Genomic DNA, 24,113 nt, shown 5'->3' with positions numbered 1-24,113 from the left:
GAGTCTGGGCATGCAGATCGTCGCCGCCGACGTCATCGTCACCAGCCCAGGACGCAACTTCGTCACGCTCGCGATCACCACGGACGACGGCCTCGTCGGGTACGGCGACGCCACGCTGAACGGCCGCGAGCTGGCCGTGCGCAGCTACCTGGCCGACCACGTCGTCCCGCTGCTGATCGGCCGCGACGCGCACCGGATCGAGGACACCTGGCAGTACCTCCACCGCGGCGCGTACTGGCGGCGCGGTCCGGTGACGATGGCGGCGATCGCCGCCGTGGACGTCGCCCTGTGGGACCTCAAGGCGCAGGTGGCGGGCCTGCCGCTCTATCAGTTGCTCGGCGGGGCGAGCCGGACCGGCATCCGCGCGTACGGCCACGCGAGCGGGCGCGACCTGCCCGAGCTGCTCGACTCCGTCCGCGCCCGGCAGGACGACGGTTTCACGGCGATCCGTGTGCAGTCCGGCGTGCCCGGCCTGGAGGCGATCTACGGCATCTCGGCCTCCCCGGACGCCACCGGCGGCCTCGGCTACGAGCCGGCGCGGCGGCACCCGCTGCCGACGGAGGAGACCTGGGACACCCGCGCCTACCTGCGGCACATGCCCACGGTGTTCGACGCCGTCCGCAACGAGTTCGGCCCCGAACTGCCGCTGCTGCACGACGTGCACCACCGGCTCACGCCGATCGAGGCCGCGAAGCTCGGGAAGGCACTGGAGCCCTACGACCTGTTCTGGCTGGAGGACTGCACGCCGGCCGAGAACCAGGAGAGCCTGCGCCTGGTCCGCCAGCACACCACCACCCCGCTCGCGATCGGCGAGGTGTTCAACGCGAGCGTCGACTACCACACGCTGATCCGCGAGCAGCTCATCGACTACGTCCGCTCCGCCGTCACCCACACCGGCGGGATCACGGCGATGCGCAAGCTCTTCGACCTCGCCGCCCAGTACCAGATCAAGACCGGAATCCACGGACCCTCCGACATCTCCCCCGTCGGGATGGCCGCGGCCCTGCACCTGGACCTCGCAATCCACAACTTCGGCATCCAGGAGTTCACGCCGCACAGCGCCGAGACGTACGAGGTGTTCCGCCGCTCGTACACGTTCGAGGACGGCTACCTGCACCCGGGCGAGGAGCCGGGCCTCGGCGTCACGCTCGACCGGGAGGCCGCGGCGAGGTTCCCGTACGACCCGGCGTACCTGCCCGTCAACCGGCTGCGGGACGGAACGGTCCACGACTGGTGATCGTGGCGCGTCCCGCTGGAGAAGCCGATGGCATGGGCGCTGCCGCGGCTGGGCACTCCCCCGTCATGACCGACCGCTCGCACGGCATCGCCCCCCAGGAGCTCACCGACGACGACCTCCACCGCGAGGTCGCGCACCTGCACGAGACCCGGCACGACACGCTGCTCGGCGGCAGCGAATCGGCCCTGGAGGCACACACCCAGCGGATGCTGGCGCTGGAGCAGGAGTTCCTGCGCCGTTTCCCCGAGGAGAGCGCTCCCGACCCCCAGCGCACGCGCGCCGGGAGCCGGGAGAACGCGGGCCAACCGGTGCCCGGCCGGAACCTGGACGGCGCGCAGGGCTGAGCGGACGCGCGGCCTGCGCGGATCCGCGCTGCCATCCGGGAGTCATGCTGACGTTGCGCGGTCAGTGTGCACGTGCCGGCATCGCGCCGCCCGCGGTTTGCGGAGCACAGCGAACATCACAGATCCCACCGCGGTCACCATCGCGAGCGTGAGGAACGCCCACGGGTAGCCACCGGGGCCGCCCTCGACCGCCGTGACGAGGAGCGGCCCCACCACCAGCCCGATCGAGACGAAACCCATCGACCAGCCCATGATCGTGCCGAACGAGCCGGTGCCGAAGTAGTCGGTGCGCATCGCGGTCATGGCCGGCCCGCGCAGTCCCCACGCGATCCCGTGCACCACTGCGGCCGCGACGACGAGCCCCACGCCCGACGCCGTCGCGAGCACGACCAGCACCCCGGTCTGCACAACCATGCAGGCGGCGGCGAGCCAGCGCTTGTCCACCCGGTCGCCGATGAACCCGGTGACGACCTGGCCGAGCAGCTGCGCCGTCGACATCACCGCCACGGTAAGGCCTGCTGTCGCGAGCGGGATGCCGTGGTGGTTGGTCATCAGCGGCACGAGGTGCAGGTTCACCGCGCTGACGGCGACGAGCGCCGTGCCGTGCCCGGCGACGAGCAGCCAGAACGCAGCGGTGCGCAGGGCGCCGCCCAGGTTGTGGCTCGGCTCGGGGTCGGGGTCGGGGTCGGGGTCGGGGTCGGGGTCGGGGGCCGGATCGTCAGGTACCGCAGGCGGGGTGGCGCGCCGTCCGCGCCGGTCTCTCGGCAGGACGGCCCCGGCGGGGATGCCGATCACCAGGATCACCGCCGACACCCCGAGGAACGTGGCCCGCCACCCGAACCCGTCGAGCGCCCACGTGACCAGCGGGACAACCAGGCCGCCGAGCGCGATCCCGGTGGGCAGCAGCCCGAGCGCGAGCGTGCGGCGCTCGGTGATCGTCTGCACCACGGCGACCGTCAGCGGCATGATGCCGGCGGCCGAGCAGCCGAGCGCGATCACCGACACCGCGCCGATGAAGTGCCCGGCGTCGCCGACCTGGCTGGCCAGCGCGAAGCCCGCCGCCGTACCGAGGCTCCCCACGTGGGACACCGCGCGCGTGCCGAACCTGTCGCAGCACCATCCCGTCAGCGGTGCGAGGAAACCGTTGCCGAGCTGGAGGATCGCGTAGCCCAGCGCGATCACGCCCGGGGACCACCCGGTGTCCGCGGTGATCGACACCAGGTAGGCGCCGAACGCGCTGAGTATCAGGCCGTTCTGCAGCATGAGCAGCACGGAGCCGCCCACGACGATCCACCAGCCGTTCGTGCTCACTCCCCGCCCGCGCGGGGTCATCGTGCGTTCGGAACCACGGCGTCCTGGTCCTCGAACTGGCGTTCGGCCCAGCGCAGGTCGGCCTTGCCCGTGTTCAGCCGCTGTACCTCCGGCACCACCACAATGCGGCGGGGCTTCTTGTAGCCCGCGAGGCGCGCGCCGACGAACGCCGACAGCTCCTCGGGTGCGGCGTCCGAGCCGCGCTCCAGCGACACCACCGCGGCCACGGAGCTGCCCCACCGTTGGTCGGGCACGCCGAGCACGATCGCGTCACGCACCGCCGGATGCTCGTGCAGGGCCAGCTCCACTTCGTCGGCGTACACCTTCTCACCACCGGTATTGATCACGGAGCTGCCCCGGCCGAGCAGTCGCAGCCGTCCGTCTGCCTCCAGCAGGGCCATGTCCCCCGGGATGGAGTAGCGGACGCCGTCGAGGTCGTGGAAGGCGCCCGCGGTCTTCTCCGGGTCACCCTCGTAGCCCGCCTCCGCCACGACCGGCGCGGCGAGCAGGCCAACCTGACCCGAGCCGGGCACGACGTCGCGATCGTTCTCGTCGAGCAGCCGGGCGCCGGCGGCGAGGAGGAAGCTCCCGGCGTCGACGTCGACGGTGGCCCGGGTGACCGACGAGGTCGCGTACACCCCGCCCTCGGACGCCGCGATCGTGTCGATCAAGGTCAGGTCGGCGTGCGCGAGCAGGCGGCGTTTCACCGACGGGCTCCAGACGGCCCCGATGGAGCGGACACGGCGCAGCGAGTCGATCCCCAGCGGCCGCCCGGCGGCTGCTGCCTCGTCGAGGGCGTCGAGCAGGCGCAGCGCGAACGCGTCCCCGACGATCGTCAGGTCGGTGACGCCGTGCCGCGAGATCGCCGCTACCAGGTCGGCGCCGGTGGTGCCGCGGCCGGGGAGCAGCGCCACCGGCGCCCCGGACGCGAGCGCTCCCAGCGCCGCGTAGAGGCCGGTGCCGTGCATGAGCGGCGGAGCGGGCAGCGCCACGATCCCGCGCGGGCCCCGCGGGTCGACGTCGAGCGCCTGGTGCAGCGCCTCCGCGCCGTCGCCGGCGTTCACTCCGAGCGAGCTGAACCCGGCGGAGCGCACGGCCCGCAGCCGCTCGGCGTGGCTGCCCACCACGGCCTTCGGATAGCCGGTGGTACCGCCGGTGAACAGGAGCCACTCCGTGTCGCCCCGCGGGCGCCGGGGCTGCCGCGCGGCTGCGGCGACGTCCGGTCCGAATCCGCCTGCCGGGTCGATCGCGACGAACAGGTCGCAGGCGGGCAGCGGGGCGGCCGACTCGGTCACGACGTCGAGCAGGTCGGCGTCGGCGATCACGCCGCGGGCGCCGGAGCTGCCGAGGATCTGGCCGACCTCGTCGGCCCGGTACCGGTAGTTGACGTTCACCGGGACGGCCATCAGCTTGAACAGCGCGTGCAGCGCCACCAGGTACTCGGGCGAGTTGCGGGCGTCGAGCCCGATCCGGTCGCCCGCCCGCACGCCGCGGGCGGCCAGGTGCCCGGCGAGCCGGTCGGCCGACTCGTCGAACTGTGCCCAGGTCAGCTCCCGCTCCCCCGCCGCCACGGCGACTCGGCGAGGCACGAGGTCGGCGATGTGTTCGAAGTGCGAGGCGAAGTTGTCCGCCAGCCGCGCGTTCATCGAGGGCTCTCGTCCGTCTCCAGCCCGAAGAGCCGCGCCGCGTTGTGCAGCATGATGTCCGGCTTGGCGGCGTCGCGGATCTCGGTCTTCTCCAGGTCCGCCATCCAACGCTCCGGCGTGAACAGCGGGAAGTCCGTGCCGAAGAGCACCTTCTTGCGCAGGAGTGTGTTGGCGTAGTGCACGAGCTGCGGCGGGAAGTACTTCGGCGACCAGCCCGAGAGGTCGATGTGGACCTGCCCCTTGTGCACGGCGACGGCCAGCGCCTCGTCCTGCCACGGGAACGACGGATGCGCCATGACGATCGGCATGTCCGGGAAGTCCACGGCGACGTCGTCGAGGAACAGCGGGTTGGAGTACTTGAGCCGCACCCCGCCGCCGCCCTTGGTGCCCGAGCCGACGCCGTTCTGCCCGGTGTGGAAGAGCGCGGGCAGCCCGTACTCGGCCAGCACCTCGTACAGCGGGAAGGCCACCGGGTCGTTGGGGTAGAACTCCTGGACGCTCGGGTGGAACTTGAACCCGCGGAAGCGGTGTTCCTCGATCAGCCGCCGCGCGATCTTCGCCCCGGCCTTGCCGCGCAAGGGGTGCACGCTCGCGAACGGGATGATCACGTCCGGGTGCTGGGCCGCGACCTCGCCGATCTCCTCGTTGGTCGGCGCGTGCTCGTCGACGTCGCCGAGCGAGTCGATCGTGAACGCCACCGCGGCCATCCGCCGCTCGCGGTAGTACGCCGCGAGCTGGTGCAGGTCCATGCCCAGCACGTCGGACTTGAAGTGCGCCCTCATCTCCGCCGTTCGCGCGGCGCCGGCATCGGACTGTGCGGCGCGGGTGGAGAAGTGCACGTGGGTGTGCATGTCGATGGCGACGAGGTCGGCCGCCACGAGCTCGGGTGGGTTCGTGGGCACGCTCGGTGAGGTCATCGGCTCGCCTCGGCCGGGAGGTCCGGCGCGTAGGGCTGCAGGTGCTGCGCCAGCTCGCCGGGGAACGCCTCGGCGATGGCCTGCGCGCTCCAGCCGCCGGTCCGGGACGTCTCGGCCGCCACGGTGGGGTGGCTCCAGACGCTGATCTTGTCGCCGCCGACACCCAGCGCCTGCCCGGTGATCCCGGCCGCCGCGTCGGAGAGCAGGTAGACCAGCAGAGGCGCCACGTCCTCCGCGGTGCCCACCCCGCGCTCTCTCAGCTCAGCGGGCACCGGCTCGCCCCGTTCCACGGCCGCGACGGCCTCGGCGAACACCGGGACGGTCGCGACCATGCGGGTGAGCGCCACCGGGATCAGCGCGTTCACCGTGACCTGCGCGCGCGCGGCCTCGACGGCGAGCGTCCGGGCCATCCCGACGATCCCCGCCTTCACCGACGAGTAGTTGGTCTGCCCGAAGCTCGCGCGCTGCCCGGCCGGTGAGCCGACGAGCACGAGCCGCCCACCGCTCTGCTGATCCTCGTTGGCCTGCTCCTTGAACCGCGCGAGCGCCGCCCTGGCGCACGTGAACGTGCCCCGCAGGTGGGTCTCGACGACCACGTCGAAGTCGTCGTCGGTCATCTTCCCGATAGAACGGTCCCGCAGCACGCCCGCGTTGGTGACCATGGCGTCCAGCCGCCCGAAGTGCTCGACGGCCGCCGCGACCAGTGCGCCCGCCGTAGCCGTCGGGCCCACCGGCGCGATCACCGGTACCGCGCGTCCGCCGGCCGCCTCGATCTCCGCCACCACGTCCGCCGCCGCGTCGGCGTCCACGTCGTTCACGACGACGAAGGCTCCTGCCGCCGCGATCGCGCGGGCGTACGCCCGGCCGAGGCCCCGTCCGGAGCCCGTCACCACGGCCACTTTCCCGGTCAGCACAGCTTCTCCCTCGCTCATACGCCGACGGTGGCGCGCCCGCGGTCGATCACCACGGTCCCGTCGTCGGTCCTCGTGCGGAACCGGACGGCCCCGTCGGGGGCGTCCCAGATGTCGACCGTCAGCGCCTGCCCCGGCACGACCGTGGCGCTGAACCGGCCGTACATCCCGGTGAGCCGGGAGGGGTCACCGCCAGCAGCCTCGTGCAGGAGCGCCCGGCCGGCGACGCCGTAGGTGCACAGCCCGTGCAGGATCGGTTTCCCGAACCCGGCACGCGCCGCGAACACCGGATCGGAGTGCAGCGGGTTGCGGTCGCCGGAGAGCCGGTAGAGCAGCGCTTGCTCCGGCCTGGTCTCGTAGCGGACGCTGCGGTCCGGTGACCGGTCCGGGGCAGCCCACTGGTCACGCGGGCCGCGGTCGCCACCGAACCCGCCCTCGCCGCGAATGAACACAGCGCTGCGGTTCGTCGCGAGAGGTTCCCCGGCGTCCGGACCTTCAGCGAGCACCGCCGTCGACTCGATGACGACGAGCGCTCCCCTGCCCTTGTCGTAGACCCCTGCCACCCGCGCCGTGGCCGTCACCGTGCCCGCCACCGGGACGGGGCGGTGGAGGGTGATCTCCTGCTCGGCGTGCACCAGCAGCGCAGGGTCGAATGTGCCGACGGGCGGCGGCGGCGCCTGCGAGAGCAGCACGCCGAACGTGGGCAGTACCCGTTGCTCCACCCCGTGGGAGTTCTCGGTGGTGAACGCCAGTTCCTGGGTGGGCTCCCCGAGCCCCGCTCCCACGCCGACGGCGTAGAGCAGGGCGTCGGTGGAGTTCCACGTCCGGGTGCGGGGCTCGCCCTCCCGGCCGACGACGCTGGGGTCGATCGGCATCAGGCGCCCTCGACGGCGGCGCCCGCGCCCACCGGTTCGAGCATCGGGTAGTGGCAGGCGGCGAACCGGCCCGGTCGCACCTCCCGCATCTCCGGCACCTCGGCCGCACAGCGTTCGGTGGCCAGCGGGCAGCGAGTGCGGAATCGGCAGCCGCTCGGCGGGTTGACCGGCGAGGGCATCTCGCCGCGACCCCGGTCGGCCTTCTCGATGTCCGCGCCGGTGACCGTCTCCATCGACGGGATCGACGAGACAAGGAGCCGCGTGTACGGGTGCACCGGGTCGTCGAAAAGCTCCTCGGTCTCGCCCAGCTCGCAGATCTTGCCGAGGTACATGACCGCCACCCGGTCACTGATGTTGCGCACCACTCCGAGGTCGTGGGCGATGAACACCAGCGTCAGCCCGTAGCGGGCCTTCATGTCCTCCAGCAGGTTCAGGATCTGCGCCTGCACCGAGACGTCGAGCGCCGACACGGGCTCGTCGCAGATCAGCACCTCCGGTTCGAGCACCAGCGCCCGTGCGATCGACACGCGCTGGCACTGCCCGCCGGAGAACTGGTGCGGCCGCCGGTCGGCCACCTGCTCCGGGTCGAGCCCGACGGCGGTGAGCACCTCGGGCACCACCTTCGCCCGCTCGTCCCTGCGGCCCCACACGACGAGGGGGTCGCCGACGATGTCGGGGATCCGGCGGCGCGGGTTGAGCGACGAGATCGGATCCTGGAAGATCATCTGGAGCTTGGGCCGCGTCTCGCGCAGCTCGGCGGCCGACAGCTTCGTGATGTCCCGGCCTTCGAACACCACCGCACCGCCGGTCGGGCGGGGCAGCTGCATGATCGCCCGGCCGGTGGTCGACTTGCCGCAGCCGGACTCGCCGACCAGGCCGAGCGTCTCCCCGCGGCGGACCTCCAGGCTGATTCCGGAGACGGCGTGCACGGTCTGCCCGCCGCCCGCCGGGAACTCCACCACGAGGTCCTCCAGCCGGAGCACCACGTCGTTTTCGGGCGCGTCCGGTGCGCGGGTGCCCGGTGCCTGCTCCGTGCGCGCCGCCGTCATCGGTCGAGCCATGTCGTCGCGAAGAACATGTCCCTGGTCAGGTAGCGGACCACGCCCTTGACCTCCGGCTTGGTGATCGTCGACAGGTAGCCGCGGCTGTACCACGCCACGGCCAGATCCTGGTTGGCGAGCAGCTGGACCTGCTGGTAGAGCCGCGTGCGCTCGGCCTGGTCGGACGACGCCGTGGCCTGGTCGAGCAGCTGGTCCATCTGCGGGTTGGAGTACCCGCCGTAGTTGGTGTTGCCGCCGCTGTGCAGCAGGTTCGCCGCCGCCGGGTACGGCGCGTCCACCGGACCGCCGACCCAGCCCGCGATCTGGAAGTCCTGGCTCTGCACGACGCTCGAGGAGTACTGCGCGAGGTCGAAGAACTGTGGCTGCAAGGTGATCCCGATGGCCGCCATCTGCGCCTGCAGGAACTCCGCGAACGCCACGCGGTTGGGCGCGTTCGTCGTCTTGTACTGGACCGTCGCGCTCCCGCCGCTCGCCACGTACTCCTGGACGAGCTGCTTGGCCCGCTCCAGGTCGTATGTCGGCCACGCGGCCTCGGCCTCCGGCGTCTGGTACTGGCTGTCCGAGCCGAAGTAGCCGTCGGCGTGGGTCATCCGCGAGCGGAACTGGGTGGCCGCGAGCGCGTTGAGATCGATGCCGCGCACGACCGCCTCACGCATGCGGTGGTCGTCGAACGGTGCGGTCTCGTGGTTGAAGTAGATGTACTCCGCACCGTGACCCGGGCCGTAGTAGACGGTCAGGTTCGGGTTGTCCAGCGCCCGGATCAGCTCGGTGTGGTAGCCACCGAAGATCACGTCGACGTCGCCGTTCTCGATGGAGGCGTAGCGCGACTCGGTGTCGGGCAACGGCCGGAACTCGAGCCCGTCGAGGTAGGGCATGCCCTGTTGCCAGTAGTCCGGGTTGCGCTCCAGCACCATGCGCGAGTCGCGCTGCCAGCTGACCATCTTGAACGGGCCGGCACCGACGGGGTTGCTCGCGATCTGGTCGCCGTAACGCTGGATCGCCGCGGGCGAGATGATCTGCCCGAGGCTGCCGCCGGTGAAGTTCACCGCGAACGCCACGGGGAACTGCCCGAACGGCGCCTTCAGCGAGAACTCCACGGTGAGCGGGTCGACGGCGCGCATCGCGGCGATGGGCTCGGTGAACCGGTGCCCCGGCGAGGACTTCTTGTCGATGTGCCGCTGCACGTTCGTGATCACGGCCTGCGCGTCGAGCGGGGTGCCGTCGGAGAACCGCACGCCCTCCCGCAGACCCAGCCGCCAGGTGCGGGCGTCGTCGGTGGTCGCCATCGACTCGGCCATGTACGGCTCGGCGTCGCCCTCGATGGTGAGCTTCAGCAGCGAGTCGTAGACGGCCAGGGCGGCCTGGTTCGTGTTCTGGACGGTGGGGTCGAACCCGATGGCCTCGCGGTCGGTGCCCAGCTTGAGTACCCCGCCCCGCTTGGGCTGACCCTCCGCGGCGAGGTTCCCGCCGTACGCGTTCGTGGCGGAGATGCCATCGTCCTTGGCCGGCGCCGTCGCGCCGGGGCCGACGTTGCTCCCGCACGCGGCGAGCAGCGCCGCGCTGAGCAGCAGCGCCAGCGCACTGCCGACACGCGCTCCCCTGCGGGCCTTGATCGACGAGCTCCGTTGCTCGTTCATGTCAACACCATCTCCTCGGTCACCGGCGTGCCGGCAGCACTGGTCCCACGCTGGACGTTGCGAGCTCGCGCCTCGGCCCCCGCCGCACTGCCCACCGGGAACCAGCAGCGGTACTGGTGCTCGGCGGAGCCGGCATCGCGCAGCGGCGGCTCCTCGGCGAGGCATTTCTCCTGGGCGTAGGGGCAGCGCGGGCTGAACTTGCACCCGACGGGCGGGTTGAGCAGGTCCGGCGGGCGACCCGGGATGACCTGGAGCCGTACGTGGTTGGGTCCCGCGGTCGGCGGCACCGCGTTCATGAGGGCCTCGGTGTAGGGCATTCGCGGGGCGGCGAAGAGCTCCGGCGTCGGCGCCGTCTCGACGATCCGGCCCGCGTACATCACGGCGATGCGGTCCGAGCGGCTGCGCACCACCCGCAGGTCGTGCGTCACCAGCAGCATCGCCATCTGCCGCCGCTCCTGCAGGTCGGCCAGCAGGTCCAGGATCTGGGCCTGCACGGTGACGTCGAGGGCGGTGGTCGGCTCGTCGGCCAGCAGCAGCCGCGGGTTGCACGACAGCGCGATCGCGATCGTGACGCGCTGGCGCATGCCGCCGGAGAGCTCGTGCGGGTACTGCCGCACCCGCCGCTCCGGCTCGGAGAGCCCCACCGAACGCAGGAGCTCGACCGCGCGGGCGAGTGCCTCCTTCTTGGTGAGGCGCTCGTGCAGCACGATCGACTCGGTGAGCTGCGCGCCGATCCGCTTCACGGGGTTCAGCGAGGTCATGGGGTCCTGGAGGATCAGCGCGATCTCCGAGCCCCAGAACTTCGAGAGCTGTTTGCCCGAGAGCTCGGTGAGCTTCGTGCCGTCGTAGGTGACGGTGCCCGACACCTCGGTGCCTCGCCCGCCGGCGACGAGCCCCATCACACGCCGGGTGAACACAGTCTTGCCCGAGCCGCTCTCCCCCACGACGGCGAGCACCTCGCCCGCCTTGAGCCGCAGCGACACCCCCTCGACGGCGTGCACCACACCCTTCTTGGTATGGAAGCGCACGACGATGTCGTCGGCCGTGAGCAGGTCCCCGTCCCCCACGCCCGCGCTCACGAACCCTCCTCGCTGACGCTCGTCGGCCGCGTTCGCGGTGCTGCTGCGCCCAATGGTGAGCTCGCAAGCTCGCTCACAAGTTGCTCTCCTTGACCTCGAACTGCTTGCGGGTGCGCTCGCCGATGTAGTTGATCGACAGCACGGTGAGGAACATGACCGCGGCCGGGAACAGCGAGATGTGCGGGTAGTTGAGCAGCTCGGTGCGGCCGCCGGCGATCATGCCGCCCCAGCTGGGCGTGGGCGGTGGGATGCCGAGGCCGAGGAAGCTGAGCGAGCCCTCCACCACGATGAACGTGCCGATCATGATGAACGCGTACGCCGCCACCGGGAGCACGACGTTGGGTGCGATCTCCCTGGCGATGATCCGCAAGGGGCTGCACCCGTAGGCCCGCGCGGCCTGCACGAACTCCCGTTGCGCCACCACCAGCGTGGCCGCCCGGGTGAGCCGGATGAACGTCGGCACCGACAGGATCGCCAGCCCGATGATCAGGTTGGTCAGGCTGGAACCCAGGATGGCGACGATCGCGATGATGAACACCAGGCCGGGGAACGCCAGCACCACGTCGGTGACCAGCGCCAGCACCCGTTCGGTGCGCCCACCGAAGTAGCCGGCGAGCATGCCGAGGATGCCACCGACCAGCGCTCCGAGCCCGACGGCGCAGATGCCGACCAGCAGCGACGCCCGCGCCCCGTGGATGACCCGGGAGAAGGTGTCCCGGCCGAGCGTGTCGCCGCCCAGCCAGTGCTCGGGGGTGATCCCGCCGAACACGTTGTTGTAGTCGGGCACGGCCGGGTCCCAGAGCGGCAGCAGCGGGGCGAACACCGCCGCGAGCACCACGGCGCCCAGCCACGTCCACGCCACGTACCAGCCGAACGGCGTGCGGCCTGCCCTGCGCGCCCGCTTCGCGTCCTTGGCCGCCCCCCTGGCGGTCGGCACCGTGGCGGTCGGCACCGTGGCGCTCGGCACCGGCGTCGCGACGGAGTCCCCGGCGAGGCCGGGGCTGGTGTCCGGGGTCGTCCCAGGCGTCGTCGTCTCAGGCATCTCTGCGCACCCGCGGGTCGAGGGCCAGGTAGAGGAGGTCGATGAGCATGTTGATCACGACGTAGGCGACCGCGACGAACAGCAGCGCGCCCTGCAGGATCATGTAGTCGCGGTTGAACACGGCCTGGACGATGAGCTGGCCGAGGCCGGGGATCGCGAACAGCGTCTCGACGATCACGGTGCCGCCGAGCAGCCGCCCGATGTTCACGCCGGAGAGCGTGATCAGCGAGAACGACGACGGCCGCAGCGCGTGGCGGAGCAGGATCTTCCGTGGGCTCAGTCCCTTGGACCGGGCCATGAGGATGAAGTCCTCCTGCAGCGTCGAGATCATGTCCGAGCGCAGCAGTTGTCGGTAGACCGCGGCCTCGGCGATCATCAGCGTCAGGCACGGCAGGATGATCGATCTCAGGTTGGCCAGCGGGTCCTCGAAGAACCCGGTGTAGCCGGTGGCGGGCAGGATGCTGGAGACGCCGCCGGCGAACAGCACGATCAGCACCATGCCGAACACGAACGTCGGCATCGCCGCGGCGCCGAATCCGATGGTCATCGACGCCCGGTCCACGAGCCGCCCTGGCCGGTAGGCCGAGTAGACGGCCAGCGGCACCGCGATCAGCAGCGCGAGCAGCTGGGCGACGATCGTGATCTCGAACGACACCGGGATGCGCTGGGCGAGTGCCTCGGCCACCGGCTGCCCCGTGCGGAACGAGCTGCCGAGATCGCCGGTGAGCACGCCGCCGAGCCAGTCGACGTACCGGATCAGCACCGGCCGGTCGAGCTGCAGGTCCTCGCGCACCTGCTGCACCTGCTCCGGCGTCGCGTTGTCGCCTGCCACCACCACGGCGGCGTCGCCCGGCAGCAGGTCGACCACCACGAACGACAGGAACGTCACCGCGAGCAGCACGAGCAGCAGGTGCGTCAGCCGCTTGCGGATGCGGCCCACCGCGGATCTCCGCCTGGCACCGCGCGGTGCGCCCGGCCCCCCGGCCGTGGCCGGTATCGCCGGCGTCGTTGCCATCGTGTCGGCCATGGCCGCCTCAACTCTCCCTGGGCGGCAGCGCCGCCACCAGCGGGGTGTCCGCTCCGACCGGCCCGATGGCCGACGCGCCACCGGGGTCGCCGAGCGCGGCCACGCGCCCCGGGAGCACGTCGTAGAAGAACGCCGCGTTGTCGGCGATGTAGGCCGCCTCGGAGTCGGCGGCCTGCTGCTCCAGCACAATGGAGTCGACCGGGCACTCCGGCTCGCAGGCCCCGCACTCGATGCACTCGGCGGGGTTGATGTAGAGCTTCCGGTCGCCGGTGTAGATGCAGTCGACCGGGCAGACGTCGACGCAGCTGCGGTCCATGAGGTCGACGCAGGATTCGGCGATGACGTAGGTCATCTGGTTCGGCCCCTTCCGTGACGGTCGGCTGTGGTCGGCCCGGTTTCGGTCAGCGCGGCGTCGCGGCCGGGTGTCACCGGTCGAGCCATGTGGTCGCGTAGAACATGTCGCGGGACACGTACCGGTCAAGGCCCCTGACCTCGGGCTTGGTGATCGTCGACAGGTAGCTGCGGCTGAACCACGCCATGGACAGGTCCTGCCCCACGAGCGTCTCCACCTGCTGGTAGGCCTGCGTCCGGACGGCCGGGTCCGACGTACTCGCCGCCTGGTCGAGCAGGGCGTCCACCTGCGGGTTGGAGTACTTGCCGTAGTTGGTGTTGCCGCCGCTGTGCAGCAGCCGGGTCGCGCCGGGGAACGGCGTGTCGAAGGCGCCGACCCACGTGGTGAGCTGGAAGTCGTTGCTCTGCACCACCGCGGAGGAGAACTGCGCGAGGTCGTAGAACTGCAGCCGGACGTTGATCCCGACGGCCGCCATCTGCGCCTGGATGAACTCGCCGAACGGCACCCGCGCCTGCGTGGTCTTGAAGACGAAGTCGGGGTTTCCGCCGCTCGCGCGGTAGTCCGCGATGAGCTGCTTCGCGAGCTCCGGGTCGTACTTCGGCCACGCGTCCGAGGCCGCCTGCGTGTGGTAGGGGCTGTTCTCGGTGAACAAGCTGCTCGAGGGCACGATCCGGCCGCTGTACTGGCTCGCCGCCAGCGCGTTCAGGTCGAGCGAGCGGACCAGCGCCTCGCGCATCCGGCGGTCGTCGAAGGGCGCCTTGTTGAAGTTGAAGTACAGGTACTCGCCTGCGTTGCCCGGCCCGTAGTAGACGCGCAGGTCCGGGTTCTGGCTCGCCCGCACCAGCTCCTGGTTGTAGCCGCCGAACACCACGTCGACGTCACCGTTCTCGATCGAGGCGTAGCGGGTCTCGGTGTCGGGCAGCGGGCGGAACTCCAGCCCGTCGAGGTGGGGCATCCCCTGCTGCCAGTACGTCGGGTTCTTCTCGAACACGATCCGCGAGTCCGGGATCCACTCCACGAACCGGAACGGGCCGGCGCCCACGGGGTGGCGGCCGATCTCGTCGCCGTGCTGCTGCAGCGCGGCGGGCGAGATGATCAGCCCGAGCGCACCGTAGGTGATCGGCTGACCGAAGACGACCGGGAAGTCGCCGAGCGGCGCGTTGAGGACGAACTCCACCGTCAACGGGTCGACCGCGCGCATCGACGTGATCCGCTGCGCGAAGGCGTGCGCAGGCGAGGAGACCTTGTCGATGTGCCGCTGGGTGTTGACGATCACCGCGTCGGCGTCCAGCGGGGTGCCGTCGGAGAACGTGACGCCGGGCCGCAGGGTCAGCACCCAGGTGGTGCCGGCGTCGGGGGACTCCATCGACTGCGCGAGGTATGGCTCGGCGCTGCCGTCCCGGGTGAGCTTCATCAGCGAGTCGTAGACGGCCATCGCAGCCATGTTCGAGTTCTGGACCGTCGGGTCGAAGCTCACGGCCTCGCGGTCCATGCCGAGCAGCAGCGTGCCGCCCGACTTGGGCGTGCCCTCGGCTGCGAGATCGGCGCCGTACGGGTCACGCGCCTGGAGGGCGCCTTCGGCGACGGCACCGCGGTTCGCGGCCCCGCACGCTCCCAGCAGGACGGCGCAACATGCGAGCGCCACGGCCGCGAGAGCGCGGGACGTGCGGGGTCGCAACCTCATCGCAGTACACCTCGATGTGTCTGTAAGGGGGTCGTGGGAAGCGGCGCGCCCCGGAAAGGGGGCCGGGGCGCGCCGGGTGGTGCGTCAGCTACCGGCGACGGGGGTCCGGGCGTTGCCGGCGTCGTACCTCTGGACCATCGGGTCGGCGTCGGTGCCCAGCTCGCGCCAGTCCTCGCCCTCGTCGAGGATCTTCTCCGCGGAACGGATGCTCCGGTAGTCGAGGTCGGGCTCCACCGCGGGCGGCTCGCCGCCCTCCGCCACGCTCTTCGCGGCGGCGATCAGCAGCCGGCGCATCCGGATGATCGCCTTGTCCGATGTGCCCAGCCGCTCCTGCGTGCGGTCGTAGATCGGGCCCATCGACTCGGTGACCATGAAGTCCTGGCTGATGAACTCGCGCACCCCGGAGTACGTGGTGGTGCGCTGCTCCTCGCGGTCGATCCCGTAGTCGTTCTCGGCCGTGTAGCGGCGCGGGATGATCCCGTTGCGGCCCACCTCGGCCGGGCCGAACTCGAACGGGCTCAGCGCGAAGAGGTTCGTGCCGCCGACCTCCTGCAGGCCCTCGTTCACCCGCGTGGAGAAGCTGTAGCGAATGGTGTTGTGGTCGTCGACCGGCACGAACAGGCCGTGCTGGGTGCCGAAAGGCACCGACGCGATCACCGTGTTGTACGGGAAGCAGAACGCGCTCATCCGCACGTGCTTGTGCCCGGCGGGCGTGGTGCGGACGCCGACGTACTTGAACCCGTACCAGGTGTCCTCGATCTCCAGCCGGGGCGCGCGGTCGTGCTTCCAGAACTTCCACGACATCGCGTTGGACGGGTAGCCGGGCTTGTCGCTGCCGTCGTCCGGGATGTCGTCGACGCCCTCCCACTGGTGCAGCCAGGAGATGTGCGAGGTGTCGAGGTTGCCCTCCATCGCCTGCACCCAGTTGCAGCTCGTGTGCAGCTTGGTGGCCGCGACCTCGTCGGGTGCGAGGGTCTCGGTGCCGAAGTCGCGGAAGGGCGTGATGGTCTCCGCGGGGCCCATGTAGGTCCAGACGATCCCGCCCGACTCGTGCGTCGGGTAGGCCTTCGCCTTCACCCGGTCCTTGAACGAGCTGGTCGGCGGCTCGCTCGGCATGTCGATGCAGGTGCCGTCGGTGGCGAACTGCCAGCCGTGGTAGGGGCACCGGAGCCCGCAGGCCCCGTCCGGACCGGCCTCGTTGCGGCCGAAGAACAGCGACGCCCCACGGTGCGGGCAGTTCCCCTGGATCAGCCCGACCCGGCCCTCCCGGTCCCGGAACGCCACGAGGTCCTCACCCAGCAACCGCACGCGCACCGGGTCGCCACCCGGCGTCGGAACCTCGCTGACCAGCAGCGCAGGTGTCCAGTAACGGCGCAACAGCTCGCCCATCGGGGTGCCCGGCCCCACACGGGTCAGAAGCTCGTTGTCCTGTGCTGAGAGCATCGTCGGCCTCTCTTCGAGATGAGTGGTGATGTCGCCTGGAGAAAGGTCAGGTGGCAGGGACCGCCGGCGGCGCCTCCTGGCGCTGCTGCTCCAGCAGCGCGACCTGCCGGGCCGAGAGCGCGAGCAGCGGGTGCGCGCCCACCTCGGTGAGCTTGTCGAAGCCGTCGGCCAGAAGGGCGGCGCGCTGTTCGTCGGTGAGCTCGGCACGCGCCGCGACGGCGGCCGGGTCGTGCACGAACTCCGTGCGCAGCTCCTCGTCGGTGATGATGCGGTGCAACAGCCGGTTCAGCGGGAAGCTCGACGGCTCCGGGAACCGGTAGTAGATGAAGTCCGTGGAGGTGAACTCGTAGCCGCCGAAGAGGGGCACGGGGCTCGCCAGCGGCTCGTCGACGTTCGGCTCGGTGCCCTCGGCGAGCGGCGGCACGAATTGCACCACGCCGTGCCCGTGGTGGGACAGGTGCTGGTAGGACAGCAGCCCGCCGGGCGGCGCGCCGCCGGAGCCGGCGAGCACCCCGAGCATCACGAACCAGGTGAGCAGCTCGCTCTCGCCCACCTCGTCCAGCTGCACCGGGGTGAGGTCGAGCAGCTCCTCGTAGCGGCCCGCCGCCACCTCCTGCAGCACCCACTCGTCGAAGGAGAACTGAGGTGCGGTGTAGCGGGCGGTGCCGGGGAAGTGCGACATCCCGCCGCTCGCGAGCACCGCGACCCGCTCCGGGCGGTCGGCGAGCGCCTCGGCGATGGCCTTGCCGAGCGCGAAGCAGCGGCGGGGGCTCGGCAGCGGCGGCAGGTAGGCGTTCACCAGCAGCGGGATCACCGGGATGTCCCGGTCGCCCAGCACGTACTCGAACGGCGTGAGGAACGCGTGGCCGAGCTTGGCCTCCTGCGAGTACGTCAGGTCGATGTCCCGCGCGACCACGCCGTGCAGCAGGTGCGTGGCGAGGTCGGTGTGCACCGGGACGCGGCGCTCCTTCTGCATGTAGTGCGCCGTGGCCAGCGGTGAGAGGACGAGGGTGAAGGTGGGCACCGCCTCCAGCCAGAACGTCTCCAGGTGGTCGATGCCGATCACGATCAGCGCGTCCGGCGCCGCCGCGTCGAGCACCGTGCCGAATCGGCGCAGCGCGTCGGTGCTGCCGTCGAGCTTCGCCGGGTCCTCGTGCGGCGGGCGACTCAGCAACTGTGGGGCGTGAACGGCCGCGGCCGCGGCGACGATCTCAGCCATGGTGTGCTCCTTCGACGACGGCTCCGCCGGATGCTGGGACGTCGAATGCTGGGGCGTCGACGTACCGGACGCCGAGCCGTTCCAGCTCGGCGCGCAGGCCGTACATGTCGAGGCCGAGCTCGCCCGCCGCGAGCCGGGCGCGCTTGTCCGCCTCGTTGCGCAGCCGGGCCTCCCCCGCCGCGGCGACGGCCGCGGCCTCGGCGCGCGGGACGACGACCACGCCGTCGTCGTCGGCGACCACGACGTCGCCCGCCGTCACCAGCGCGCCTGCCACGACCACGGGGACGTTCACCGAGCCCGGCGACGCCTTGACCGTGCCCTGCGCGCTGATGGCGTGCGCCCAGACCGGGAAGGCCATCCGGCGCAGGTCCGCCACGTCGCGGACACCGGCCCCGGTGACCAGTCCGACCACCCCGCGGGCCTGCAGCGACACCGCGAGCAGGTCGCCGAACATCCCGTCGGTCGACTCGGAGGTGGTGACGACCACCAGCACGTCGCCTGGCCGGCACAGCTCCACCGCCGCGTGGATCATGAGGTTGTCGCCGGGGTGCGAGAGCACCGTGACCGCCCGGCCGGCGACCGTCGCGCCCTCCTGCGCCGGCCGGACCTGCGGGCCCAGCAGCCCGCGGCGCCCCTGCGCCTCGTGCACGGTGGCGACACCCTGCCGGCGCAGCGCCGCCACGGCGTCCGGGTCGGGGGCGGCGTCGCTGCGGACGATCACGTGCCCCGCCCCCGGGCTCACCACAGGGTGGCCCCGACCGTGGGGAAGACCTGCTGGAACGCCTCGGCGTGGATGACCGACCCCGGTGCGCCGTTGCGCCGGGCCTGCACACCGCGGCGGACGGCGAGGTCCTCGTAGTAGTCGATGAGGTGGCCCTGCGCCGCGCCCATGCACTTCATGGCCGCCTGCTTGCGCTCGAACACCGCGGTGATGTCGAGGAACCGGTTCGGGACGAAGCCGCACTGCTCGGGCTGATGCGGTTCGAAGGCCATCACCTGCGCGGCGCCGAGCGGGGGCGTGCTGCGGTCGGGTAGCCCGGCGGCCTGCGCCACCATCCGTGCGCGCAGCACGATCTCGTGCGTGAGCGCGTGGTCGAGGTTGTACGGGTCGCGCTCGGCGTGGGTGAGCAGCAGCGTGGGCTGTAGCCGCCGGAACTGCGCGACGATCCCGTCGACCAGCTCGTCGGTGGGGCGCAGCGGGTAGTCCCCCGCGTCGAAGAAGACCACGTCGGCGCCGAGGACGTCGGCCGCGGCCGCCGCTTCCTCCTGCCGGGCAGCCTTGACCGACTCCAGCGTGGCACCCTCGTCCTTCCAGAGCGCCGCGGACTCGCCGCGCTCGCCGTAGCTCAGGCAGAGCACGGTGACCGAGCCCCCGTCCTCCGCGGCGCGGGCGATCGCCCCGCCCGAACGCCACACGAAGTCGGCGGCGTGCGCGCTGACGACCACCACGGACGGCCCGTCTGCTCCGACGGCTGAAGCCATGTGCTGCGCCTCCTGGCTGGCTCTTGCGGTCTTGTGGCCTGGACCATAGCGTCGGTCAACAAGAGTGGCAACCAGATTGTTAACAATGTTGTCGACGAGTACAGTCGGCCGCCGGAGCGCCGACCCAGCCGGGTCGGTGCGGGCGAAAGGACCTGCATGACCGCAGGCGGTGGAACCGCGACGAGCGACGTCACCGTTGTCGTGACCGCGGTCCGCGACGGGATCATGCAGGGCCGATTCGCGCCCGGGCAGCGACTTCCGGAGGCCGACCTCGTCTCGCTGTACGACGCCTCCCGGGGTGCGGTCCGCGCAGCACTCGCCCAGCTCGAGAACGAGGGCATCGTCGAGCGGGAGCGCAACCGCGGCGCCCGCGTGCGGCCGATCTCGCTCGAGGAGGCCGTGGAGATCACCGAGGCGAGAGCGGTGGTCGAAGGGCTGTGCGCGGCGAAGGCGGCGGTGCGGGCCACGGACGCCGACCGCAAGCGGTTGCGCGAGCTGGGCGCCGAGCTCACCGAGACCGTCGCCAACGCCGACGTGCCCGCCTACAGCCGGGTCAACCAGCTCGTGCACCGGACCGTCCGCGACATCTCGGGCCACGAGACGGCGGGCCGGCTGCTCGACAGGCTGCGGACGCAGAGCGTGCGCTACCACTACACGATCGCTCTCCTGCCCGGCCGGCCGGCCGTCGGCCTCCAGGAACACCTGCACGTCATCGAGACGGTCTGCGCGGGCGACCCCGACATCGCCGAGCAGACGATGCGCGCCCACCTGCTGAGCGTCGTCGAGGCGCTCGAGCAGCTCGACGCGAACCTGCACCAGTGGTGAGGAACGACAACGGTCCCCCGGTGCCCACGTCCGACCCAACGCGTTCCAGGCGAGTACTCAACGAGGAGGGCCCGTTCATGTCCGGTGTCGACCGCATCCGAACGACGCACGTCGGTAGCCTGCCGCGCCCGCAGGACCTGCTGGAGATGATGAACGCCAGCGACCGCGGCGAGCCGGTGGACGAGGCCGCCCTCGCCGCCCGCATCGAGTCCGCGGTGCACGAGCAGGTGCGCCACCAGGCCGAGGTCGGCATCGACCTCGTCAGCGACGGCGAGATGAGCAAGATCGGCTACGCGACCTACATCCGGCACCGGATGAGCGGGTTCGAGATCGGTGACGCCCCCCGCGCCACCCCGGCCGACCTCGACGCCTACCCCGAGTACAAGGAGGCGCTGCACCGCTCGGGCGCGACCGTTGCCTACCTGCGCCCGATCTGCCGGGGGCCGATCAGCTACGTGAACCCCGAGCCGCTCGAGACCGACCTGGCAACGCTGCGGTCCGCGACCGACGCCGTGCAGGTCGAGGGGGCGTTCATGAACGCGCCCTCGCCGGGGATCACCGCGCTCTTCCAGCCCAACGAGTACTACCCCGACGAGGACACCTACCTCAACGCGATCGCCGACGCGCTGAAGGTCGAGTACGACCGGATCGTCGCGGCCGGGTTCGACCTGCAGATCGATGCCCCCGACCTCGGGATGGGGCGGCACAACAAGTACAAGCACCTCACGGACGAGGAGTTCCTCGCCCGCGCGGAGGTGCTCGTCGAGGTGCTCAACCACGCGCTGCGCGACGTCCCCGCGGAGCGCAGCCGCATCCACTTGTGCTGGGGCAACTACGAAGGCCCGCACACGTTCGACATCGCCGTCGAGAAGATCGCCGACCTGGTGCTGCGCGCCAAGCCGGGCACGGTCCTCTGCGAGGCGGCCAACCCCCGCCACGGCCACGACTGGGCGGGCTGGGCCGCGGCGAAGATCCCTGAGGACAAGGTCTTCGCACCCGGCGTGATCGACACGACCACCAACTTCGTGGAGCACCCCGGCCTCGTCGCGGAGCGCATCGAGCGCTACACCGACATCGTCGGGCGCGAGCGGGTGATCGCCAGCACCGACTGCGGTTTCGGCACCTTCGCCGGGTGGGGCGGGGTGGTTCCCGAGCTCGCCTGGGAGAAGCTCCGCGCGCTCGGCGAGGGCGCCGCCCGGGCCACCGACAAGCTCTTCTGACGCGCTGTTCCGACGCGCTGACAAGCAACACGTAGGAGGCATGGATGGAGTTCCTGGTACGCGCCGAGAACCGGCTGCCCCTGGACACGCCGGAGGAGGAGAGCCTCCGCCTGCGCAAGGCCGAGCGAGCGCGGGCCCAGGAGCTCAGGGACGCGGGCATCCTCGAACGGCTCTGGCGGGTCCCCGGGCGCAACGCCTGGGTGGGGCTGTTCGAGGTGCCGGACGCGACGACCCTGCACGACGCGCTGACGTCGCTGCCGCTCTTCCCCTGGCTGGATGTCTCGATCGAGCCACTCGCGACCCACCCCCAGGAGCTGTGACAGCGGTGCCACCGACGCGACCGGAGCCGGCCACGTTCGTCCTGCTGCACGGGGCGTGGCACGGCGGGTGGGTGTGGGGCCGGGTGGCGCCGCACCTGCGGGAGGCCGGCCACCAGGTGCTGGCCCCGACCCTCACAGGGCTCAGCGACCGGGCCCACCTGCTGCACCCCTCCGTCGGCCTCGACACCCACGTGCGGGACGTGGTGGCGCTGCTCGACGCCGAGGACCTTCACGACGTGGTGCTCGTCGGGCACAGCTACGGGGGCCAGGTCGTCACCGGTGTCACCGACCAGCGGCCGCATCGCATCCGCAGGCGCGTCTACCTCGACGCGTTCGTCGGGCGCGACGGGGAGGCCGCGATCGATCTGCTGCCCGCGCAGGTGGCCGAGCACTACCGCGAGTCGGTGGCGGGCCCGGGGTTCGGGTGGCTCGTGCCGGTGCGCTCGCTGGAGGTGCTCGGGGTGACCGGTCAGGAGGACCTCGACTGGCTGCACCCGCGGCTCACCCCGCACCCATGGCTGACCTACACGCAGCCGCTCACCCTCACCGGGGCCTGCGACGCGGTGCCGGCCGCGTTCGTCGAGTGCACGGACTGGATGCGAGTGTTCCAGCAGCAGGCCGAGCGGGCGGAGGCGGCCGGCTGGCCCGTCCTCACCGTGCCGACCGGGCACGAGGCGATGGTGACGGCGCCCGAGGCGCTGGCGAAGGCCCTGATCGACGCAGCGGAGTGATCCGCTCATCAACCCAGCGGAGTGATCCGCTCAGCGGAGCGGGGACGGAGAGCGACGATGGTGTTGCAGGACGCGGAGACGGTGGCCGAGGCGTTCCTCGTGCGGCTGCGGCGCCGCGGGGTGGACCGGCTGTTCGTCAACAGCGGCACCGACTTCGCCCCGATCGTCGAGGCGTACGCCCGGCGCAAGGAGTCCGGCCTCGACCTGCCCGACGTCGTCGTGTGCGCCCACGAGAACCTCGCGGTCTCGATGGCGCACGGCTCCTACCTCGGTGACGGGCGCGTGCAGGCCGTCATGCTGCACACGAGCGTCGGCACGGCCAACGCGGTCTGCGCCGTCTTCAACGCCGCCCGCAGCCGGGTGCCCGTCCTGCTCGCGGCGGGCCGCACACCGATCTTCGAGCACTCGATGCTCGGCGCCCGCGATGCGCCGATCCACTGGGCGCAGGAGATGTTCGACCAGGCCGGGATGCTGCGCGAGCTCGTGGGCTGGGACTACGAGCTACGCGACGGCGCTCAGGTCACCGACGTCGTCGACCGGGCGCTGGACGTGGCCTGCACCGAGCCGCGCGGCCCGGTGTACCTGACCCTGCCCCGCGAGGTGCTCGCCGCGCCGGTATTCGGCACCGACGACCGCCCCGCACCGGCGGGACCCACACCCGCGCACCCCGAGCCGGCAGCCGTCGACCGGCTGGCCGACCTGCTCGCCGCCGCGGAGTTCCCGGTGGTCGTCACGGCCGACGCCGGGGCCGACCTCGCGGCCGTGCCGCTGCTCGACGAGCTCTGCCGGCGCTTCGGGATCGCGGTCGTCGAGCACGGGACGCGGCACGTCAACGTCCCGGCCGACCACCCGCTGCACGCCGGGTACGCGGTCGACGCCGTGCTCGCCGACGCCGACGTGCTCCTCGTGCTCGACCACGACGTGCCGTGGATCCCGGGAACGGCGGGCCCACGCCCTGATGCGGTGGTCGTCCAGGCCGGCCCGGACCCGCACTTCACCCGCTACCCCGTGCGCACCCACCGCGCCGACCTGTCGATCACGGCCTGCACCGCTGCGCTGCTGCAGGCGCTCACCACCGCGATGGCGCAGCGAACGTCCGACCCGGCACGCGGTGAGCGGCTGGCCGAGCGCGTGCGTGGCTGGCGCGACCGCCGCGACCAGGTGCTCGCCGCCGACTTCGAGAACGCCGACCCGATCACCAAGCCGGTGCTGAACGCGGCGCTGGCCCGGGTGCGCCCGGCCGACGCCGTGGTCGTCAGCGAGTACTGGGGGTCGGCGGAGCTGCTCGGCTCGACCGTCCCCGGCACGTTCTACGGCACACCGCCTGCAGGCGGACTCGGCTGGGGGCTGCCTGCGGCGATGGGCCTGCAGATGGCCCGCCCGGAGGCGACGGTGATCGCGACCGTCGGCGACGGGGCCTACCTGTTCGCCAACCCGGCCGCGTGCCACCAGGCGATGGCGATGCACGACCTCCCGGTGCTCACGATCGTCTGCACCAATGCCCACTGGGGGGCGGTGCAGGGCTCGGCGCTGCGGATGTACCCCGACGGCCACGCGGCCGGCGTCCCCGACCTGTCCCCGCTCGCCCGCCTCGACCCGTCCCCCCGGTACGCGACGTACGCCGAGGCGTCGGGGGGCATGGGCATCGAGGTGAGCGCAAGGGCGGACCTGATGCCGGCGCTGGAGAAAGCCCTACGCACGGTGCAGGAGGACCGCCGCCACGCCCTGGTGGACGTCCACTGCGCGTAAG

Annotated in this window: 23 protein-coding genes; 7 read left to right on the top strand and 16 right to left on the bottom strand. The window is 71.7% G+C overall.

The features are described from left to right. Window positions 1-10 precede the first annotated feature (10 nt). Together manD and ABD143_RS26080 are read left to right on the top strand one after the other, a co-directional pair. The gene (gene manD / locus ABD143_RS26085; RefSeq protein WP_343983732.1) at window positions 11-1,237 is read left to right on the top strand and encodes a D-mannonate dehydratase ManD; all 1,227 of its coding nucleotides are present in this window, start codon (window positions 11-13) and stop codon (window positions 1,235-1,237) included. Window positions 1,238-1,302: 65 nt separating this feature from the next. Beyond that, the gene (locus ABD143_RS26080; RefSeq protein ID WP_343983729.1) at window positions 1,303-1,581 is read left to right on the top strand and encodes a DUF6158 family protein; all 279 of its coding nucleotides are present in this window, start codon (window positions 1,303-1,305) and stop codon (window positions 1,579-1,581) included. Between the two features lie 42 nt (window positions 1,582-1,623). Here the strand turns inward: ABD143_RS26080 and ABD143_RS26075 are convergent, their stop codons facing one another. From ABD143_RS26075 to ABD143_RS26000, 16 genes are all read right to left on the bottom strand, one after another. Continuing rightward, window positions 1,624-2,913: an MFS transporter gene (locus ABD143_RS26075; protein WP_343983726.1), complete on the bottom strand. Its 1,290-nt coding sequence runs from the start codon at window positions 2,911-2,913 to the stop codon at window positions 1,624-1,626. Next, window positions 2,910-4,538 carry an AMP-binding protein gene (locus tag ABD143_RS26070; protein ID WP_343983723.1) on the bottom strand — a complete coding sequence of 543 codons (1,629 nt, stop codon included), beginning with the start codon at window positions 4,536-4,538 and terminating at the stop codon, window positions 2,910-2,912. Before ABD143_RS26070 ends, ABD143_RS26075 begins: the two co-directional genes overlap by 4 nt. Beyond that, entirely contained in the window at window positions 4,535-5,455 is a 921-nt protein-coding gene (locus ABD143_RS26065; RefSeq protein ID WP_343983720.1) for an amidohydrolase family protein, read from the bottom strand. The genes ABD143_RS26070 and ABD143_RS26065 overlap by 4 nt, the downstream gene beginning before the upstream one ends. Further along, window positions 5,452-6,387: an SDR family NAD(P)-dependent oxidoreductase gene (locus ABD143_RS26060; RefSeq protein ID WP_343983717.1), complete on the bottom strand. Its 936-nt coding sequence runs from the start codon at window positions 6,385-6,387 to the stop codon at window positions 5,452-5,454. The genes ABD143_RS26065 and ABD143_RS26060 overlap by 4 nt, the downstream gene beginning before the upstream one ends. Beyond that, on the bottom strand, window positions 6,384-7,241 hold the full coding sequence (locus ABD143_RS26055; RefSeq protein ID WP_343983714.1) for a MaoC/PaaZ C-terminal domain-containing protein: 858 nt from the start codon (window positions 7,239-7,241) through the stop codon (window positions 6,384-6,386). The genes ABD143_RS26060 and ABD143_RS26055 overlap by 4 nt, the downstream gene beginning before the upstream one ends. Beyond that, on the bottom strand, window positions 7,241-8,290 hold the full coding sequence (locus ABD143_RS26050) for an ABC transporter ATP-binding protein (protein ID WP_343983711.1): 1,050 nt from the start codon (window positions 8,288-8,290) through the stop codon (window positions 7,241-7,243). The genes ABD143_RS26055 and ABD143_RS26050 overlap by 1 nt, the downstream gene beginning before the upstream one ends. Then, window positions 8,287-9,939 carry an ABC transporter substrate-binding protein gene (locus tag ABD143_RS26045; protein WP_343983707.1) on the bottom strand — a complete coding sequence of 551 codons (1,653 nt, stop codon included), beginning with the start codon at window positions 9,937-9,939 and terminating at the stop codon, window positions 8,287-8,289. Before ABD143_RS26045 ends, ABD143_RS26050 begins: the two co-directional genes overlap by 4 nt. After that, window positions 9,936-11,018 (bottom strand): ABC transporter ATP-binding protein, encoded by a 1,083-nt coding sequence (locus ABD143_RS26040; protein WP_343983704.1) that lies wholly within the window; start codon window positions 11,016-11,018, stop codon window positions 9,936-9,938. Before ABD143_RS26040 ends, ABD143_RS26045 begins: the two co-directional genes overlap by 4 nt. 73 nt (window positions 11,019-11,091) lie before the next feature. Beyond that, window positions 11,092-12,060, bottom strand: a complete 969-nt coding sequence (locus tag ABD143_RS26035; RefSeq protein ID WP_343983701.1) for an ABC transporter permease — start codon at window positions 12,058-12,060, stop codon at window positions 11,092-11,094. Continuing rightward, the gene (locus tag ABD143_RS26030) at window positions 12,053-13,000 is read right to left on the bottom strand and encodes an ABC transporter permease (protein ID WP_343983698.1); all 948 of its coding nucleotides are present in this window, start codon (window positions 12,998-13,000) and stop codon (window positions 12,053-12,055) included. The genes ABD143_RS26035 and ABD143_RS26030 overlap by 8 nt, the downstream gene beginning before the upstream one ends. 94 nt (window positions 13,001-13,094) lie before the next feature. Next, the gene (gene fdxA, locus ABD143_RS26025) at window positions 13,095-13,439 is read right to left on the bottom strand and encodes a ferredoxin (protein ID WP_343983695.1); all 345 of its coding nucleotides are present in this window, start codon (window positions 13,437-13,439) and stop codon (window positions 13,095-13,097) included. Between the two features lie 73 nt (window positions 13,440-13,512). Then, on the bottom strand, window positions 13,513-15,123 hold the full coding sequence (locus ABD143_RS26020) for an ABC transporter substrate-binding protein (protein WP_343983693.1): 1,611 nt from the start codon (window positions 15,121-15,123) through the stop codon (window positions 13,513-13,515). 84 nt (window positions 15,124-15,207) lie between these two features. Continuing rightward, the gene (locus tag ABD143_RS26015; protein ID WP_343983691.1) at window positions 15,208-16,566 is read right to left on the bottom strand and encodes a Rieske 2Fe-2S domain-containing protein; all 1,359 of its coding nucleotides are present in this window, start codon (window positions 16,564-16,566) and stop codon (window positions 15,208-15,210) included. A gap of 46 nt (window positions 16,567-16,612) precedes the next feature. Then, window positions 16,613-17,785 (bottom strand): DODA-type extradiol aromatic ring-opening family dioxygenase, encoded by a 1,173-nt coding sequence (locus ABD143_RS26010; protein WP_343983689.1) that lies wholly within the window; start codon window positions 17,783-17,785, stop codon window positions 16,613-16,615. Continuing rightward, window positions 17,778-18,506 carry a 4-carboxy-4-hydroxy-2-oxoadipate aldolase/oxaloacetate decarboxylase gene (locus ABD143_RS26005; RefSeq protein WP_343983686.1) on the bottom strand — a complete coding sequence of 243 codons (729 nt, stop codon included), beginning with the start codon at window positions 18,504-18,506 and terminating at the stop codon, window positions 17,778-17,780. Before ABD143_RS26005 ends, ABD143_RS26010 begins: the two co-directional genes overlap by 8 nt. Before the next feature lie 17 nt (window positions 18,507-18,523). Then, window positions 18,524-19,267, bottom strand: a complete 744-nt coding sequence (locus ABD143_RS26000) for a PIG-L deacetylase family protein (RefSeq protein WP_343983683.1) — start codon at window positions 19,265-19,267, stop codon at window positions 18,524-18,526. Window positions 19,268-19,423: 156 nt separating this feature from the next. Between ABD143_RS26000 and ABD143_RS25995 the strand changes: the two genes are divergently transcribed. The 5 genes from ABD143_RS25995 to ABD143_RS25975 all read left to right on the top strand — a co-directional run bounded on the left by ABD143_RS25995 (window position 19,424) and on the right by ABD143_RS25975 (window position 24,112). Further along, on the top strand, window positions 19,424-20,092 hold the full coding sequence (locus ABD143_RS25995) for a GntR family transcriptional regulator (RefSeq protein WP_343983680.1): 669 nt from the start codon (window positions 19,424-19,426) through the stop codon (window positions 20,090-20,092). Between the two features lie 77 nt (window positions 20,093-20,169). Beyond that, on the top strand, window positions 20,170-21,312 hold the full coding sequence (locus ABD143_RS25990) for a cobalamin-independent methionine synthase II family protein (RefSeq protein ID WP_343983677.1): 1,143 nt from the start codon (window positions 20,170-20,172) through the stop codon (window positions 21,310-21,312). Between the two features lie 44 nt (window positions 21,313-21,356). Continuing rightward, complete coding sequence (locus ABD143_RS25985) at window positions 21,357-21,632, top strand: muconolactone Delta-isomerase (RefSeq protein ID WP_343983674.1); 276 nt, start codon at window positions 21,357-21,359, stop codon at window positions 21,630-21,632. 5 nt (window positions 21,633-21,637) lie between these two features. Beyond that, the gene (locus ABD143_RS25980) at window positions 21,638-22,363 is read left to right on the top strand and encodes an alpha/beta fold hydrolase (RefSeq protein ID WP_343983670.1); all 726 of its coding nucleotides are present in this window, start codon (window positions 21,638-21,640) and stop codon (window positions 22,361-22,363) included. 57 nt (window positions 22,364-22,420) lie between these two features. Next, window positions 22,421-24,112: a thiamine pyrophosphate-requiring protein gene (locus ABD143_RS25975; RefSeq protein ID WP_343983667.1), complete on the top strand. Its 1,692-nt coding sequence runs from the start codon at window positions 22,421-22,423 to the stop codon at window positions 24,110-24,112. Window position 24,113: the final 1 nt, after the last annotated feature.

The organism is Pseudonocardia aurantiaca (assembly GCF_039526725.1).
Lineage (GTDB): Bacteria > Actinomycetota > Actinomycetes > Mycobacteriales > Pseudonocardiaceae > Pseudonocardia > Pseudonocardia aurantiaca.
This window is presented reverse-complemented; position numbering and strand designations above follow the sequence as displayed.

Coding starts and splice junctions, on each gene's coding strand:
- manD (WP_343983732.1), top strand. CDS start 11: ATGCAGATCGTCGCCGCCGACGTCATCGTCACCAGCCCAGGACGCAAC.
- ABD143_RS26080 (WP_343983729.1), top strand. CDS start 1,303: ATGACCGACCGCTCGCACGGCATCGCCCCCCAGGAGCTCACCGACGAC.
- ABD143_RS26075 (WP_343983726.1), bottom strand. CDS start 2,913: ATGACCCCGCGCGGGCGGGGAGTGAGCACGAACGGCTGGTGGATCGTC.
- ABD143_RS26070 (WP_343983723.1), bottom strand. CDS start 4,538: ATGAACGCGCGGCTGGCGGACAACTTCGCCTCGCACTTCGAACACATC.
- ABD143_RS26065 (WP_343983720.1), bottom strand. CDS start 5,455: ATGACCTCACCGAGCGTGCCCACGAACCCACCCGAGCTCGTGGCGGCC.
- ABD143_RS26060 (WP_343983717.1), bottom strand. CDS start 6,387: ATGAGCGAGGGAGAAGCTGTGCTGACCGGGAAAGTGGCCGTGGTGACG.
- ABD143_RS26055 (WP_343983714.1), bottom strand. CDS start 7,241: ATGCCGATCGACCCCAGCGTCGTCGGCCGGGAGGGCGAGCCCCGCACC.
- ABD143_RS26050 (WP_343983711.1), bottom strand. CDS start 8,290: ATGACGGCGGCGCGCACGGAGCAGGCACCGGGCACCCGCGCACCGGAC.
- ABD143_RS26045 (WP_343983707.1), bottom strand. CDS start 9,939: ATGAACGAGCAACGGAGCTCGTCGATCAAGGCCCGCAGGGGAGCGCGT.
- ABD143_RS26035 (WP_343983701.1), bottom strand. CDS start 12,060: ATGCCTGAGACGACGACGCCTGGGACGACCCCGGACACCAGCCCCGGC.
- fdxA (WP_343983695.1), bottom strand. CDS start 13,439: ATGACCTACGTCATCGCCGAATCCTGCGTCGACCTCATGGACCGCAGC.
- ABD143_RS26020 (WP_343983693.1), bottom strand. CDS start 15,123: ATGAGGTTGCGACCCCGCACGTCCCGCGCTCTCGCGGCCGTGGCGCTC.
- ABD143_RS26015 (WP_343983691.1), bottom strand. CDS start 16,566: ATGCTCTCAGCACAGGACAACGAGCTTCTGACCCGTGTGGGGCCGGGC.
- ABD143_RS26010 (WP_343983689.1), bottom strand. CDS start 17,785: ATGGCTGAGATCGTCGCCGCGGCCGCGGCCGTTCACGCCCCACAGTTG.
- ABD143_RS26000 (WP_343983683.1), bottom strand. CDS start 19,267: ATGGCTTCAGCCGTCGGAGCAGACGGGCCGTCCGTGGTGGTCGTCAGC.
- ABD143_RS25995 (WP_343983680.1), top strand. CDS start 19,424: ATGACCGCAGGCGGTGGAACCGCGACGAGCGACGTCACCGTTGTCGTG.
- ABD143_RS25990 (WP_343983677.1), top strand. CDS start 20,170: ATGTCCGGTGTCGACCGCATCCGAACGACGCACGTCGGTAGCCTGCCG.
- ABD143_RS25985 (WP_343983674.1), top strand. CDS start 21,357: ATGGAGTTCCTGGTACGCGCCGAGAACCGGCTGCCCCTGGACACGCCG.
- ABD143_RS25975 (WP_343983667.1), top strand. CDS start 22,421: ATGGTGTTGCAGGACGCGGAGACGGTGGCCGAGGCGTTCCTCGTGCGG.